At 65.1% G+C, this 13553-nt stretch carries 13 protein-coding genes; 1 reads left to right on the top strand and 12 read right to left on the bottom strand.

Annotated elements, in window-relative coordinates; genetic code table 11:
* Window positions 1-23: 23 nt before the first annotated feature.
* The 3 genes from ACRARG_RS16275 to ACRARG_RS16265 all read right to left on the bottom strand — a co-directional run bounded on the left by ACRARG_RS16275 (window position 24) and on the right by ACRARG_RS16265 (window position 2198).
* Window positions 24-470, bottom strand: a complete 447-nt coding sequence (locus ACRARG_RS16275; protein ID WP_432691070.1) for a DoxX family protein — start codon at window positions 468-470, stop codon at window positions 24-26.
* Window positions 471-579: 109 nt separating this feature from the next.
* Window positions 580-1146, bottom strand: coding sequence for a VOC family protein (locus tag ACRARG_RS16270; protein ID WP_432691069.1), 567 nt, complete (start codon window positions 1144-1146; stop codon window positions 580-582).
* A complete protein-coding gene (locus tag ACRARG_RS16265) occupies window positions 1143-2198 on the bottom strand; it encodes an SDR family oxidoreductase (RefSeq protein ID WP_432691067.1) in 1056 nt (351 codons plus the stop codon). The genes ACRARG_RS16270 and ACRARG_RS16265 overlap by 4 nt, the downstream gene beginning before the upstream one ends.
* Window positions 2199-2300: 102 nt before the next feature.
* Between ACRARG_RS16265 and ACRARG_RS16260 the strand changes: the two genes are divergently transcribed.
* Window positions 2301-3200, top strand: a complete 900-nt coding sequence (locus ACRARG_RS16260) for a LysR family transcriptional regulator (protein ID WP_432691066.1) — start codon at window positions 2301-2303, stop codon at window positions 3198-3200.
* Between the two features lie 60 nt (window positions 3201-3260).
* On the opposite strand, the gene ACRARG_RS16255 is transcribed toward ACRARG_RS16260, so the two are convergent.
* The 9 genes from ACRARG_RS16255 to ftsY form a co-directional block, all read right to left on the bottom strand.
* A complete protein-coding gene (locus ACRARG_RS16255; protein WP_432691064.1) occupies window positions 3261-3833 on the bottom strand; it encodes a ferric reductase-like transmembrane domain-containing protein in 573 nt (190 codons plus the stop codon).
* Window positions 3834-3918: 85 nt separating this feature from the next.
* Window positions 3919-4413, bottom strand: a complete 495-nt coding sequence (locus ACRARG_RS16250; RefSeq protein WP_432691063.1) for a peptidase associated/transthyretin-like domain-containing protein — start codon at window positions 4411-4413, stop codon at window positions 3919-3921.
* 163 nt (window positions 4414-4576) lie between these two features.
* The gene (locus ACRARG_RS16245; RefSeq protein WP_432691061.1) at window positions 4577-7684 is read right to left on the bottom strand and encodes an efflux RND transporter permease subunit; all 3108 of its coding nucleotides are present in this window, start codon (window positions 7682-7684) and stop codon (window positions 4577-4579) included.
* Window positions 7685-7687: 3 nt separating this feature from the next.
* Window positions 7688-8932 (bottom strand): efflux RND transporter periplasmic adaptor subunit, encoded by a 1245-nt coding sequence (locus tag ACRARG_RS16240; protein WP_432691059.1) that lies wholly within the window; start codon window positions 8930-8932, stop codon window positions 7688-7690.
* A 1-nt stretch (window position 8933) separates the two neighbouring features.
* Window positions 8934-9431, bottom strand: a complete 498-nt coding sequence (locus tag ACRARG_RS16235; protein ID WP_432691058.1) for a GbsR/MarR family transcriptional regulator — start codon at window positions 9429-9431, stop codon at window positions 8934-8936.
* Between the two features lie 90 nt (window positions 9432-9521).
* Entirely contained in the window at window positions 9522-10391 is an 870-nt protein-coding gene (locus tag ACRARG_RS16230; protein ID WP_432691056.1) for a carbon-nitrogen hydrolase family protein, read from the bottom strand.
* Window positions 10391-10999 (bottom strand): inner membrane-spanning protein YciB, encoded by a 609-nt coding sequence (locus ACRARG_RS16225; protein ID WP_432691055.1) that lies wholly within the window; start codon window positions 10997-10999, stop codon window positions 10391-10393. Before ACRARG_RS16225 ends, ACRARG_RS16230 begins: the two co-directional genes overlap by 1 nt.
* A gap of 15 nt (window positions 11000-11014) precedes the next feature.
* Window positions 11015-11920 (bottom strand): EamA family transporter, encoded by a 906-nt coding sequence (locus ACRARG_RS16220; protein ID WP_432691053.1) that lies wholly within the window; start codon window positions 11918-11920, stop codon window positions 11015-11017.
* A 124-nt stretch (window positions 11921-12044) separates the two neighbouring features.
* Window positions 12045-13364: a signal recognition particle-docking protein FtsY gene (ftsY, locus tag ACRARG_RS16215; RefSeq protein WP_432691052.1), complete on the bottom strand. Its 1320-nt coding sequence runs from the start codon at window positions 13362-13364 to the stop codon at window positions 12045-12047.
* Window positions 13365-13553 lie beyond the last annotated feature (189 nt).

Below are 13553 nucleotides of genomic sequence, written 5' to 3'. Positions count from 1 at the left end.
TTTGGTGGGAAACCGGCCCCGGATCAGCTGCGGGCGCTCACCGCGGGATCGCCGTGATGCAATGGCAGGGTCCGCAGGGCCCAGGCCCCGGGTCCGAGAAGCGCCAGCACAATCTGCATCAGGATCCACAGGACCGGGAATTCATATCCGCCCGCATTGGCCCAGAGCCCGTTCGGGATCCAGACTTCCAGCGCCGGGACGAGGATCACCAACAACGCCAGCGACATCGTCCGCACATACAGCCCCAGAACAAGACAGACCACGGCAACCACTTCCAGCGTGACATCGCCCCAGGCGAACCAGGCCGGATATCCGAGGCCCACAAACATCTGTTCGGTCGCCGCCATGCCCTGGTGGATCACCTTGTAGCCCCAGTGCACACCCCAGTAGAGGGCAAGCACCATCCGCAACATAAAGATCCCGTAAGGCGTCCAGCCTTCTGCGGTTTCCAGCGCATTCAGATATTTCATAGCTCTGATCCTTCTTATTATTCGGTGTAAAATCTCCCGCCGGGCCGCGCCGATGTGGCTGGCCCGCCGGTCTATGTTCGTTGTCAGGCCGCCGAGCCTGAGACAGAATTCAGCCGCCGTCGGGCTGCCACCGGGTTGAGCGGGCGCCGGAGGCATAGTCCATCGGCCCCGGTAACTGCTCCATCTCGATCAGCAATCCCCAGGGCGCGCGACCAAAGACACCCCGGTTGCCTTCGGCGCGTTCAGGCGGGCCAAGGTCATAGGGGGAGGAGAGCATGGTTCCGCCGGCAGCCCGGAACGCCTCTGCCGCGCGCCCGATGTCGGAGACATTGACGCTGAAATGACTGATCCCAAGGAAAACGATATCGGTGCCGGGCTGTCCTTCGGGCCGGTCGATCTCGAAAATCTCGATATTGGGACCGTTTTTCAACCTCAGCATCGAAACCTTGGCCATGGCGCGGTCGGCCGGCAGCCCGTTCTTCGCGCCAACGTCCCGCCCGTGGATCGGTCCGCCGGCTGTATCGGTATGGGAAAACAGGATCTCTGCCCCAAAGGCATCCTGGAAAAATGCCAGCGCGGCGTCGTGGTCGGGCACGGTGATGCCGATATGTTCGACACCCCGAACATGGCTGTGCGCCTTCTGTTCATCTGGGGTTGGGTCCGGATCAGCTGTCATGGGATGACCTTTCTTTCGCGAAATTCGTCGATGAGGTTAATGAACATCTCTTCGCTGTCGACCACATCGCCAAACCCGGCCTGCCGGATGCGGGTGGTGGCGCTGATGACGTCCCAGTCGCAGTTGAAGATGAAATCGCCAAAGCCCCAGGAGGCGATCTTGTCGAAAGGCACGTCCACCAGCCCGTGACGCGCCTTGATCGCGTCCCAGAGCGGCGCCTTGTCGGCCATCATCTGTTGCAGCGAAATCGTCATCGGCTCTGCCGGGTCCATGTCCAGATGGCGCGCGATCCGTTTCCACAGATGAGACCAGCGAAAGACATCCCCATTGGTCAGGTTGTAGGCCGACCCGGCCTGCGCGTCGGTGGCGGCCCAGACCGATCCGCGGGCAAGCTGGCCGGCATCGGTGACCTGCGCCAGCCTGCCATAACATCCGACACTGCCGGGAAAGCGCAGAGGAAGCCCGAGCTCCTTGCAGATCGCGGCATAGACGGCAATCACCATGGCGAGGTTCATCGGGTTGCCAATGGCAAATCCGCAGACCACATCGGGCCGCAGGATCACCGGCGACCAGCTGGCGGCCTCGGATCGAGCCATCAGCCAGTCTTCTTGATCGTAATAGAACATCGGGGGCAGAACCCGGGGGTCGTCTTCCCGCGCGGGGGTCGGAAACGCGCCCAGATGCGCCCCGTAATATTTAGCGCCTTCGTACAGGATGATCCGCCCGAGATCAGGCGAGGCCTGCTCGGCCCCGGTCACGCAGTTGCGCAACATGGCCAGATTCGTATCGACCTGCGCCGCAGGGTCTTCATGTTCCTGATAAGCCGCGTAAAAAACGTGGGTGAACGGCCCTGCTTCGCTGAGCGCCTGTTCCGTCGCAGCCGCATCCAGCAGATCGACCGACAGGTACTTTGCGCGCGTGTCAAAATCGGGACGGCGTCGCGACAGAGCCGTCACCTGCCAGCCCGGCTGCTGTTCTAGGTGGCGCACAAGATTTCTGCCAATCACGCCCAGCCCACCGGCCACGAGAGCATGTTTCTGACGCTCTGACATCGGGTATCCTTTCCTGAAATCAACGTCTGAGCAGAGATCTAGCTTTCGCCCAGGGATTTGAATGCGTAAGGTTTGCGAAAGACTTTACGACTGGATCGAATAATGGACGCCTTCCGGGCCATGCGGCTGTTCGTGGCGATCGCCGAGGGCGGGTCGCTGTCGGCGGTTGCGCGGGACTGGGCCGTGGCACCTTCGACCGTCAGCTACGGTTTGCAGGCGCTCGAAGACAGGCTCGGCGTGCAGCTGGTTGTGCGCACCACGCGCAAGCTGTCGCTGACCGAGGAAGGACAGCGTTTTCTTGACGAAAGCCGCCGTATCCTCGCCGATGTCGATGAAGTGATGTCGGCCATGCCCGGAGAGGGGGCCCCGGCCGGCAATCTCCGCATCACCAGCACCAATGATCTGGGACGGCACCAGATTGCGCCGCTTGCTGATGCCTTCATGCGGGATCATCCCGGGGTCACCGTCGAACTGTATCTCAGCGACAGGCTGGTCGATCTGGTCGAGGGGGGCTTTGACCTAGCCATCCGCACCGGACCGCTGCGGGATTCAGACCTGAAAGCCCGGCTGCTTTTGCGCGGACAGAAGAATATCTGCGCCGCCCCGTCCTATTGGCGTCAACATGGCAAGCCCGAGCGACCGGCGGATCTGATGCAGCACAATTGCCTTTTGCTGGGGGACCCGGGGGTCCGGCATACCTCCTGGATGTTTCGCGACGGGCGGGAAAAGATCCGTATCCGCGTGTCCGGTGACAGGCAGGTGAACGATGGCGAAGCCCTGCGGCAATGGGCGATTGCCGGGGCTGGCGTCGTTCAGAAATCCAGTTTCGACATTGCGGAAGATATCCGCATGGGCCGGCTTGAAACGGCGCTGGACCGGTACACTGCCGAGCCCACGAACCTCTATGCCGTGACACCGCCCCGGCAATATGTTTCGCGCCGGGCCTCGGTCTTTTCCGATTATCTGGCCCGGCATCTCGCAACCGGGGGCACGCCCGCCTGATGACCGCCCGGTAACGGCTGTCTGACGGCTTTTTTGATGACTGAGCTTAAGGGGCAGCTGTCAGGACGCGCGCCGGCCAAAGCGCCTGACCACCGGCATGGACAGTACGGCGGCAAGGGTTGCGACCGCCACGATCCCGCAGAGCACCGCTTTGCTGAGGTCGCCCATCGTGCCGTCGATCAGCCATGCATGCAGGATGGTGGACCCGACGACACTCAGGGCAAGGCCGGCATGCAGCAGCTGCCAGATTGCCGGCCGGATGGCCCGCCAGCGCCGCATCAGGGACAGAATGCTGGTGGCGATCAGCGCCCAGGTCGCGATCACACCCCAGGCCGAAAACGGCGTCGGAGACCGGAACAGAAGGGCGTCGACGACATCCGGAGGGCTGGTCAACCAGAGCCCCGCAATATGCAGCGCGACCGAGACGACCAGCAGCGCGCCGCCCCAACGGTGCAGCTGACGTCCGTCCCGCCGCGTTTCGGTCAGCAGACCCAGAGCAAGCAGCGGCTGCAGCAGCAGCAATCCCAGACCGGCGACGCCGGCCAGCCCGGCGCCGATATAGACCGGCGTGCGCCATTGCAGCAGCGGGCTGGCCGCCGCCACCGCGATCGGCACGATCAGGGCCAGAGCCACGACACCTCTGATCAGAAAAAGGCGCGACCGGCGCGCAGGGGCGCGGCGCGGCGGTTCGTGCGGGCTGTGCTGCGGCGGCAAGATGTCAGGCCGGCTGGAGCACAAAATCCGCCGTCAGGCTGGTATCTGCGGTGCGTCCCAGCACCGGGCGCAGGAATACGGTCTCATAGGCGCCGCTGTCATAGGCCAGATGGCCATGAGCCTGACCAAAGGCGGGGATGATCTGCGGCATTTCCAGCCGGAACTGCCCGTCTGCGCCGGTCAGTGTGGCGCCATGGCTGCGAGCGTCGCGTTCGTGGCCTTCGGTGGTATGGGCCCAGATCTGGATGCGGATGCCCTCCAGCGGGGCGCCGTCACCGGCGCGGCGGACCGTGCCGCTCATCCAGAAGCCGCCATTGCCGATCCGCTCCACCACCGGCGCGCCGGGGCGGTAATTGTTGGCCCCGCCCCGCATCGTCGTGGTTGGGGCGAGACCCGCGGCACGAGCGGGGGTAATCAGGGCCGGGGCGGCGAGGGGCAGGATGAGACCGGCAGCGGCGCCGCCGGTCAGGAAGCGGCGGCGGGCGGGCTTGTGGGGCATTGGCACTCTGCGTTCCTTTCGTGGTCCGGCGCGACTTGGGCCGGGCTGTTGTTGACCTTAGGATAGGACAAAACAACGCCCTATGCGCGGCATTGCACGGCAACGTGATCGCAGGTGTCCGGTCTTGTACGCCGCTGCCCGGTTGGCGGGCAAGGACGCGGGGTCAGGCGTGGCTGTCCTCGGGCGCGCGGGGCAGGAGCGGCCGGATCAGGCGCAGGAAGCTGTCGATATAGGTCAGAAGCACCGGCACCACGACGAGCGTCAGGAGCGAGGAGGAGATCAACCCGCCGATCACCGCATGCGCCATGGGCGCGTTCTGACCCGATCCGCCGTGGATGTTGAGCGCCAGCGGCAGCATGCCGAAGATCATCGCCAGCGTGGTCATGACAATGGGGCGGAAACGGGTCGTGCCGGCCTCTACCAGCGCGTCGAAGAGGTTCATGCCCTCCGCGCGGTGCTGGTTGGCATTGTCGACCAACAGGATGGCGTTTTTGACCACGAGGCCCATCAACATGATGAAGCCGATGATGGAGAACATATTGAGGGTCGAGCCGCCCACCAGCAGGCCCAGCATCACGCCGATCAGCGCCAGCGGCAGCGACGACATGATGGCCAGCGGTTGCAGGAAAGAGCCAAATTGCGAGGCCAGCACAAGGTAGATGAAGACCACGGCCAGCGTCAGGGCGGCAACGGCAGAGGCACCTGATTCCGCGATCTGTTCGGCATCGCCGCCGAAGCCCGTCCGATAGCCCGGGGGCAGGTCGAGTTCCGCGATAGCCTGCTGGATCAACGGCTGAGCCTGCCGGATGTCGATCCCGTCGAGCCCTGCGGTGATCTGGACGGAGCGTTCGCGGTCCTCCCGCGTGATCTCTCCGGGGCCGCGGGTCTGCTGGACGGTGGCAATCTGGTCGAGCCGGATCACGCCGGTGCCATCGGCATTGGAGGCGACGGGGAGCGAGCCGAGGAGGGCCGCATTGTTGCGGACCTCTTCCGGCAGGCGGATCAGCACGTCGTAGCTGTCGCCATTGGGCGCGGTCCAGTCGGAGACCGTCTGGCCCGCGATCATGGGCGAGAGCGCCTGCCCCACCTGGGCGATGGAGACGCCCAGGTCAGAGGCTGCGTCGCGGTCGATCCGGATGCCAATGGTCGGTTGCGGATCATCGAGCGAGGTGCGGACGTCGGCCATGCCGGGGATCGCCTCAAGCTTTTGCGCGAGGGTATGGGAAAGACGGGTGAGGACATTGAGATCCTCGCCGAAAATCTTGACCTCCACCGGCGTGGCCACGCCGCCGCCGAAAGAGCCCGGAGGGCCGACGCGGAAGCGGGCGCCGGGGACGGATTGCAATGCCTCCCGGATCGGCGGCGTCAGGGTGACAGGCGTGCGGGTGCGTTCGGTCTGGCCAGTCAGGCGGACGATGATGGAGGCGTTGTTCTCACCTGAATTGGTGCCGGAATTGACGGTGGCATAGGTGCCGATGACCTCCGGAAAGGTGCGCAGGATGGCGTCGACCTGGGCGATCTTTTCCGCCGTGCGGTCGAGCGGCGTGCCCACGGGCATCTCCATATCGACCTGCATTTCGGCGTTGTCTTCTGGCGGGACGAATTCCGCCCCGACGAAGGGGAAGAGGGCGAGGCCGCCGATGAAGAAGGCGAGTGCGGCCATAAGCGTCGTCTTGCGCCAGCGCAGGGCGGCCTTCAGGAGCCCGCGGTAGCGGCGGCCCAGCCAGTCGAAAAACCGTTCAAACTGATGCACGGCGCGGCCTATGGGCCCGCGTTTCACGTTGGGATCGGCGGAGGGGTCGTACCAGACGGAGGACATCATCGGGTCAAGCGTGAAGGACACGAAGAGGGAGATGATGACGGCGACCGACACGGTGACGCCGAATTGCAGGAAGAACCGCCCGATGATGCCTTCCATGAAGGCGACGGGCAGGAAGACGGCAACGATGGAGAGGGTGGTGGCCAAAACGGCGATGCCGATCTCGTTCGTGCCGTCGAGCGCGGCCTGATGGTGGTCCTTGCCCATGTGCAGGTGGCGCATGATGTTCTCGCGCACCACGATGGCGTCGTCGATCAGGATGCCGACGGCGAGCGACAGCGCCATCATCGTCATCATATTGAGCGTGAAGCCCAGGAAATAGATCGCTGCCATGGTGCCGATGATAGAGATCGGCAGGGTCAGGCCGGTGATGACGGTCGAGCGCCAGGAATTGAGGAAGAGGAAGACGATGACGGTGGCGAGCAGCGCGCCCTCGACCAGCATCGACTGGACCGATTCAAAGCTGTGTTCGACGGGCACGGCATTGTCGCGAATGATCTCGAGCGAGATGCCGTCGTAGAGCGGGTCCTCCGCCAGCTCCGCGATCTCTTCCCGCACGGCTTCGGCCACGGCGACGGTATTGGCGCCCTGGGTTTTCACGATATCGACGGCGAGCGCCTGCTGGCCGTCCAGCATGGCGAGGCTCTCCTGTTCCGCCAGATCGGTGCCGGTCTGCGCCACGTCGCCCAGGCGGACGGGATAGCCGCCGCGCCGGGCGATGATGACCTCGTCAAAGCCCGAAAGGTCGGTGATCCGCCCCTCCACCTGAACCGATTGCTTGGCGAGGCCGTCGCTGACCGACCCTGCCGGAAGGTCGGTGTTTTCGTTCTGCAGCGCATTCACGATCTCCGTCGCGCCGATGCCGAGAGCTGACTGCCGGTCAGGGTCGATCAGCACATGGACCTCGCGCGGGAGGCCGCCCACGACTGACGCACGACCGACGCCGGTGATGTTCGACAGGCGGGTGGCCAGCTGATCTTCGGCCAGCGCGGTCAGCGTGCCGGTGTCGTAGCGGTCGGACGAGATACCGACGGAGATGATGGGCAATTCCGACGGATCAAACCTCAGGATCTGGGGATCCTCGGCATTGTCGGGCAGCGATCCGGCGATCTGGGCGATCCGGTCGCGCACATCCTGCGCGGCGACGGAGCTGTCGACCTCCAGATCGAACTGGATCAGCACGAGCGAGGACCCGGTCTGAGCCGTGGAGGTGATCGTGTCGATGCCCGAGAGGGTGGAGACGGAATCCTCGATCGGTTCGATGATGTCCGATTCCACCGCCTCTGGCGTGGCACCGGGATAGGAGGTCACGACGGCGACTACCGGGAAATCGACCTCCGGCAGCTGTTCCACCGGCAGGCGCTGGTAGGAGAAGAGGCCGATCACGAAGATCGCCACCATTATCATCGTGGCAAAGACCGGCTGGTTGACGGAAATGCGCGTCAGGAACATGGATCAGCCCTCAACCACGGAGATTTTCATGTCGGGCTGAAGCCGTTCGAGCGGCGTGGCGACGATGGTGTCGCCTTCGGTCAGGCCCTCTGAGATCTCCGCAGTGCGGCCCCGGTCCCACATGCGGGCCACGGTCACGGGCTGCCGGATCACGCGGTCGCCGTCGCGTTTGAGGACGTATTCGCCCTCGTCATCCTTGCGCAGGGCATCGACGGGAACGCCGATCACGTCATCCTTGCTGTCGAGGATCAGCTGGCCGGAGGCGAACATGCCGCCGCGCAGGATGCCATCGGGATTGTCGATCGTGGCGTAGATCGGCAGCATGCGGGTGCCGGAGGCGGCGACGGGCGCGATGCGCTCGACCTCGCCGGTGAAACTGCGGTCGCCGAAGCCGTCGACGTTAATCTCCACCGTCTGGCCGGTGCGGATGCGGGGGGCGTAGACGACCGGCAGGGCGCCTTCGAGCTCCAGTTCCGTGATATCGACCAGCGTCATCAGCGGTGTGCCGGGGCTGACATAGGCGCCCGGATCGACCTCGCGTTCGGCAATCATGCCGGTGAAAGGCGCCGTGATCGTGGCCTTTTTCAGCGAAAGCTCTGCGGTGGCCACCTGTTTCTCCAGCGCCGCGAGGCTGGCGCGCAGTTGCTGGACATTGGCGGAACTGCTGTCGAGCGTGGCGGAGGTCGCGACGCCACGGTCAACAAGGCTCTGCGTCCGTGCCAGTTCGCTGCGGGCATATTCCAGCTGGGCGCGGGTGGCATCGGCCGTGGCGCGGCTTTGTTCCAGCTGATTGCGCAGGGTGTCGAGGTCGATCTGGACCAGCGTCTCCCCTTCCACAGCGGCGTCGCCCTCGCGTTTCTTGACCGTGTCGACACGGCCGCCGACCTCGGCCGGGATGCCCAGCTGGCGGACGGGGTCAAGCGATCCGGTCATGCGGATGGTTTCGCGCAGGGTGCTGCGTTCCACCGTCGTCAGCTCGCGCGGGAGGAGCTGCATGACGACCTCCCGGGCGGGCGCTTCGGTGGCCTCCGGAGCGGTCTCTGCCGCCGGTTCAGCCTCCGGCGCGGGCAGCAGGCCGGTGGACTTGGCATAGAAAAACCCGCCTGCGGCAAGGACGACCAGCAGGATCACCCAGGGCCAGCGGCGGCGGGGCGCGCGGCCGCCCGCAGCCTCGGCGCGCAGGGCCTTGCGCTCACGGCCCGTCAGGGCCCATTCGGGTTTGGGCGGTTTGGGGGTCTTGTCGGCCATGTCACTTGGTCCCGTGGCTGATGGTCGTGGATGGAACGGTCTCAGCTGCGCCCAGCTTCAGCTGTTCGGCCCAGGATTTGAGGAATGTCGCGGAGTCGCGGTAGAAATCGGCATGATCCCGCACACGGTCGCGCTTGACCGTTTGTGTCGCGGGGAAACTCTCGGCAATTTCTTCAATGGTTTCGGCATTGCGTTCGAAGCGGACCGACATGTCCAGCAGCATGCCCCGGTGCGGCTTGGCAGATACCGCCCAGAGGTCCTGACGCGACCCTTTGTTGGACACGCGGCGCGCCGTGCCGCGCAGTTCAAGATGCCGGACATTGGTGGAGACAGAGGCCTTGGACACATCGAGCGCCGTGGCAATCTCTGTCAGCGAGCGCGGCTCTCCCTCCAGCGTCAAGTAGGCGACGATCTGGCCCGCGATGCGGGTCACGCCTTCGGCCTGGGCCATGAGGCCCAGGGCAGCGACAAAGCGGTCTTCGGGGGAGGTCTGGGTCATGGCGGCTCCGCATGCGTTCGTAACGTTCAATATGTACTGAACGATAAAAACGCAATGTTGCACGGATCGCCAAAGCGATCTTGCGGAAATCTAGCGGAGGTCCTGGTTGGCGAAGGTGATCTTTGCCTGTGACGGCCAGTCTGCACGGGTGCGCACGCCGCCGGTTTCACGGACATGGGTCAGCTTGTCGAAATCGATATCGCCGATGGTCCAGCCGGGTACGTCCAGCGTGGCGCAGGCAATGACACCGGTTTCCGGCAGGCCCTTGTCGGGCGGACAGAAGATGCCGCCTGCCCCGTGGTTCGTCTCAACCGCATCAATGGGATAGGTCCCGGTGGTGGAGGACATGGCGGTAAAGCACTGCCCTTCCAGCGCGCGGGCCATGGCGCCGATGCGGACGCGGTTATAGCCCGCGACGGTTTCGGTGCAGGAGGGGATCAGGATCAGGTCCACCCCGGCCTCGACCAGCGGCCGGGCCAGCAGGGGGAATTCGCAATCGTAGCAGATGAGAATGGCAAGACGGCCAAGCGCCGTGTCGTAGACATGGACCGGACCATTGCCCTCGACCTGCCATGGCGTGACCTCCCAGGGGGTCATCATCTGCTTGTCTTGGGGGCCTATCGCGCCGCTAGGGGTCAGCAGATAGGCGCGGTTCAGCAGCCGGTCGCCATCGTAAAAGGGGCCGGAGGGGGCAACGATATGGACGTCATGTTCTGCCGCGAGCGCCGTCAGGATCTCCAGCGCGCGGGGTATGTTATGGGCCACGGCGCGTGTCGCGGCGGGCAGATCATCGGGGGAGATGTCCGAAAGCGAGGCCAGTTCCATCGCGCCATATTCGGGGAAGAGCAGCAGATCCGCCCCCTGCCCCGCCGCATCGGCCACCCAGCGGGCCATCTTGGCCTCGTACCCCTCCCAGCCATCGAACCAGTCGAGCGGATATGTGGCGGCTGCGATGCGCATCAGCTGTCCTTTTCTGTATCGGTCGAGTGATCGCGGAAGAGTTTGCCCTGGGACATGAAGAAAATGAAGAGCGCGGCGGTCAGGCCGAAGGTCTTGAAATAGACCCAGGTCTCCGTCGTCTGGGTGCGCCAGATGACCTCATTCGCGACCGCGAGGCCGAAAAAGAAGGCGCAGAGGCGGCGGGTCAGCTTCATCCAGCCCTCGTGATCGAGCGGCATGAGTTCTTCCATCACCAGACGGAGCCAGCTCTGGCCGCGCAGCAAGCCGATGCCCAGAAGGCCGCCGAAGATCAGGTAGATCAGCGTCGGCTTCATCTTGAAAAAGCTGTCGTCGTTGAACCAGACCGAGAGGCCGCCGAAGACGGTGACCAGCACCGCCGTCACGATCTGCATCTTGGACAGGTGTCCGGTCAGCCGCCAGAGGATCAGGGTCGAGAGCAGGATCACCGGGATGAAACCGGCGGTCACAAGGATGAACCCTTCGTAATCGCGCCCGCCAATGGTGAAGGTGCGATCCTTGAGCAGCAGGTAGGCCGCGAAGAAGAGCACGATCGGGCCAAGCTCCAGCCCGGTCTTCAGCATGGGGTTGATCTTGTTCGGTTCGGACATTCTGACTGCACTCTCCTATCGGCCGGCAAGTTCCACGATTATCGCCCCCAGGGCAATAAGCGTCATGAGCACGATCCGGCGAGGGCCGATCGTGTCTTTCAGGATGAAATAGCCGATGGCGGCGGCAAAGACGGTGGAGGTTTCACGCAGCACCGCCGCCTCTCCGACCTTGTCGAGGCGGGTGGCCAGCATGACGGAGCCGAAGGAGCCGAAGGCCACAATGGCGCCGGTAAAGCCCAGCCACATGACGCGCACCGGGTCGGGCCGGTCCTGCAGATGCCACCAGCGCCAGAGCGCGATGCCCGGCATGTCGACAGAGGCGATGACGAAGAACCAGGCGAGGAAGGTGAAAGGGTCGGGCGTGGCCCGGATCGCATAGGCGTCATAGGTCGTGTAGAGAGCCACAAGTCCGCCGGTGATGGCGGCGATGGCAAGGGCCGGGACCAGCGTCTCCCGGGCGACCTCGATGGTGCGGAGGTTATAGATGGCAAGACCGAAGATGCCCGAGAGGAGGACGAGGATGCCCAGCCATTGGAGGGGGGTGAATTTCTCTCCGAAGACGATCCAGGCGCCGAAGACGGTGAAGACCGGACCCATGCCGCGCACGACCGGGTAGACGACCGTGAAGGCGCCGCGCGAATAGGCCAGCGCCATGCCGAGTTTATAGGCGAAATGGATCGGCAGAGCGCCGGCGATCAGCAGCCATTCCCGGCCCTCCGGCCAGGGAACCACGAAAAGCGCGATCGGCAGGGCGAGGATGTTATTCCAGATGTCGATCGCCCCGCGGGAGACCCAGGGGTCGACCCGGCCCTTCTGCAGCGCGCCGAAAATGGCGTGCAGGAAGGCGGCGAAGAGCGCGAGAAGGAGGGCGGCGTGATGGCCGGCCTCGGTCCCTTCGATGGAGGTGATCCAGGTGCTCATGTTAGGTGTCGGGCCTTGGTGGACCGGGTCGCGGGGGCGCTGCCCCCATTGGCCTGCGGCCAATTCCCCCGGAGTATTTCGGGAAAGATGAAGCAGGGGGGCGGCGCGGGCCGGGTGGGGCTGGTCAGCTGTCCGCTCCGGTCAGGGCGCGGGCGAAGTCTTCGGGGTCGAAGGGGGCGAGATCGTCGATCTGTTCGCCAACGCCGATGGCATGGATGGGCAGGCCGAACTTGTCGGCCAGCGCGACGAGGACACCGCCCTTGGCGGTCCCGTCGAGTTTCGTCATCACGAGGCCCGTAACATTGGCCATCTTGCGGAAGGTGTCGACCTGGCTGAGCGCGTTCTGGCCGGTGGTGGCATCGAGGACCAGCAGGGTGTTGTGGGGGGCGGTGTCGTCCTTCTTGCGGATGACGCGGACGATCTTGGCGAGCTCCTCCATCAGGTCGGCGCGGTTCTGCAGCCGGCCGGCGGTGTCGATCATGAGGAGGTCGGCGCCTTCGGCTTCGGCTTTTTCCATGGCGTCCCAGGCAAGAGCCGCGGGGTCGGAGCCTTCGGCGGCCTTAAGGACCGGGACGCCGGCCCGCTGACCCCAGATCTCCAACTGTTCAACGGCGGCGGCGCGGAAGGTATCGCCGGCGGCGATCACCACGGATTTACCGGCGGCGCGGAACTGGCTGGCGAGTTTGCCGATCGTGGTGGTCTTGCCGGAACCGTTGACGCCCACAACCAGAACCACCTGCGGTTTCTTGGGGAAGAGCGGCAGGGGGCGGGCCACGGGCTCCATGATGCGGGTCACCTCGGCGGCGAGGAGGCTTTTGATTTCGGCGGTGGAGAGGCGGCGGCCCATGCGGCCTTCGGCCATGTTGGCGGCGACGCGGAGCGCCGTGTCGACGCCCATGTCGGAGGCGATGAGCAGCTCTTCGAGCTGTTCCAGCATATCGTCGTCCAGCGTGCGGCGGATAACCGGCGCGGCGGGGGCGCCCGGCTCGCCCCTGCCGAAGAGGCGGGACATGAGGCCGCCCCGCTGCGTGTTCGCGTCGCGCGGAGTTTCATCCGGAGCGGGCGGCAGCTCTTCCGGGGCGGCCGGCTCGGGCTCCGATGCGGGTGGCGGCACCATGTCGGGCGCGGCGGGCGGCACCTCCCCCGGGCCCGGGGCGGGGACAACCGGCGGCGGGCTTTGCGGCTCCGGGGCGGGCGGGGGCTCGGGCAGCTCCGGCTCCGGCAAATCCGGCTCCGGCGCCTCCTCGGGCGGCGCGGGCGGCGTTTCTGCCGGGGGCTCCGGCGTCACGCGCGGCGGTTCGGGCATTTCCTGCGGCGGCGGGGTCTGCTCGGACGGGTCGGCCGGGTCGGGCGCACCCCCCTCTTCGACGATCGCATCCAGCCCTTCCTCAAGTTTTGAGGAAGATTTGAAGAGGCGGTCTTTGAGTTTGGAGAAGAAGGCCATTCGCGCTCCGCTGCTGTTCGTACCATGACGTAATGTTTTGCGCGGCGGAGGGAAAGAGGCGGCGACGCAGGTACCGGTATACATCACTGCGGCGGGTTCGGTCGGTCGGGCGTATTTGAGCTGTTCACTCGGGCCGGCGATCTGCTTAAATACGGCAAACGGCGCCCCGACCGCGAATGAAGGTAGAGC

The sequence above is a fragment of the Pseudooceanicola profundi genome, assembly GCF_050897955.1.
In the GTDB taxonomy this organism is placed as follows: Bacteria; Pseudomonadota; Alphaproteobacteria; order Rhodobacterales; family Rhodobacteraceae; genus Pseudooceanicola.
This window is presented reverse-complemented; position numbering and strand designations above follow the sequence as displayed.

What these genes read in the sequence shown, in the direction of transcription:
- ACRARG_RS16245 (WP_432691061.1), bottom strand. Translation starts at nt 7,684, where the DNA reads ATGTTCCTGACGCGCATTTCCGTCAACCAGCCGGTCTTTGCCACGATG.
- ACRARG_RS16250 (WP_432691063.1), bottom strand. Translation starts at nt 4,413, where the DNA reads ATGCCCCACAAGCCCGCCCGCCGCCGCTTCCTGACCGGCGGCGCCGCT.
- ACRARG_RS16235 (WP_432691058.1), bottom strand. Translation starts at nt 9,431, where the DNA reads ATGACCCAGACCTCCCCCGAAGACCGCTTTGTCGCTGCCCTGGGCCTC.
- ACRARG_RS16230 (WP_432691056.1), bottom strand. Translation starts at nt 10,391, where the DNA reads ATGCGCATCGCAGCCGCCACATATCCGCTCGACTGGTTCGATGGCTGG.
- ACRARG_RS16275 (WP_432691070.1), bottom strand. Translation starts at nt 470, where the DNA reads ATGAAATATCTGAATGCGCTGGAAACCGCAGAAGGCTGGACGCCTTAC.
- ACRARG_RS16270 (WP_432691069.1), bottom strand. Translation starts at nt 1,146, where the DNA reads ATGACAGCTGATCCGGACCCAACCCCAGATGAACAGAAGGCGCACAGC.
- ACRARG_RS16220 (WP_432691053.1), bottom strand. Translation starts at nt 11,920, where the DNA reads ATGAGCACCTGGATCACCTCCATCGAAGGGACCGAGGCCGGCCATCAC.
- ACRARG_RS16265 (WP_432691067.1), bottom strand. Translation starts at nt 2,198, where the DNA reads ATGTCAGAGCGTCAGAAACATGCTCTCGTGGCCGGTGGGCTGGGCGTG.
- ftsY (WP_432691052.1), bottom strand. Translation starts at nt 13,364, where the DNA reads ATGGCCTTCTTCTCCAAACTCAAAGACCGCCTCTTCAAATCTTCCTCA.
- ACRARG_RS16260 (WP_432691066.1), top strand. Translation starts at nt 2,301, where the DNA reads ATGGACGCCTTCCGGGCCATGCGGCTGTTCGTGGCGATCGCCGAGGGC.
- ACRARG_RS16240 (WP_432691059.1), bottom strand. Translation starts at nt 8,932, where the DNA reads ATGGCCGACAAGACCCCCAAACCGCCCAAACCCGAATGGGCCCTGACG.
- ACRARG_RS16225 (WP_432691055.1), bottom strand. Translation starts at nt 10,999, where the DNA reads ATGTCCGAACCGAACAAGATCAACCCCATGCTGAAGACCGGGCTGGAG.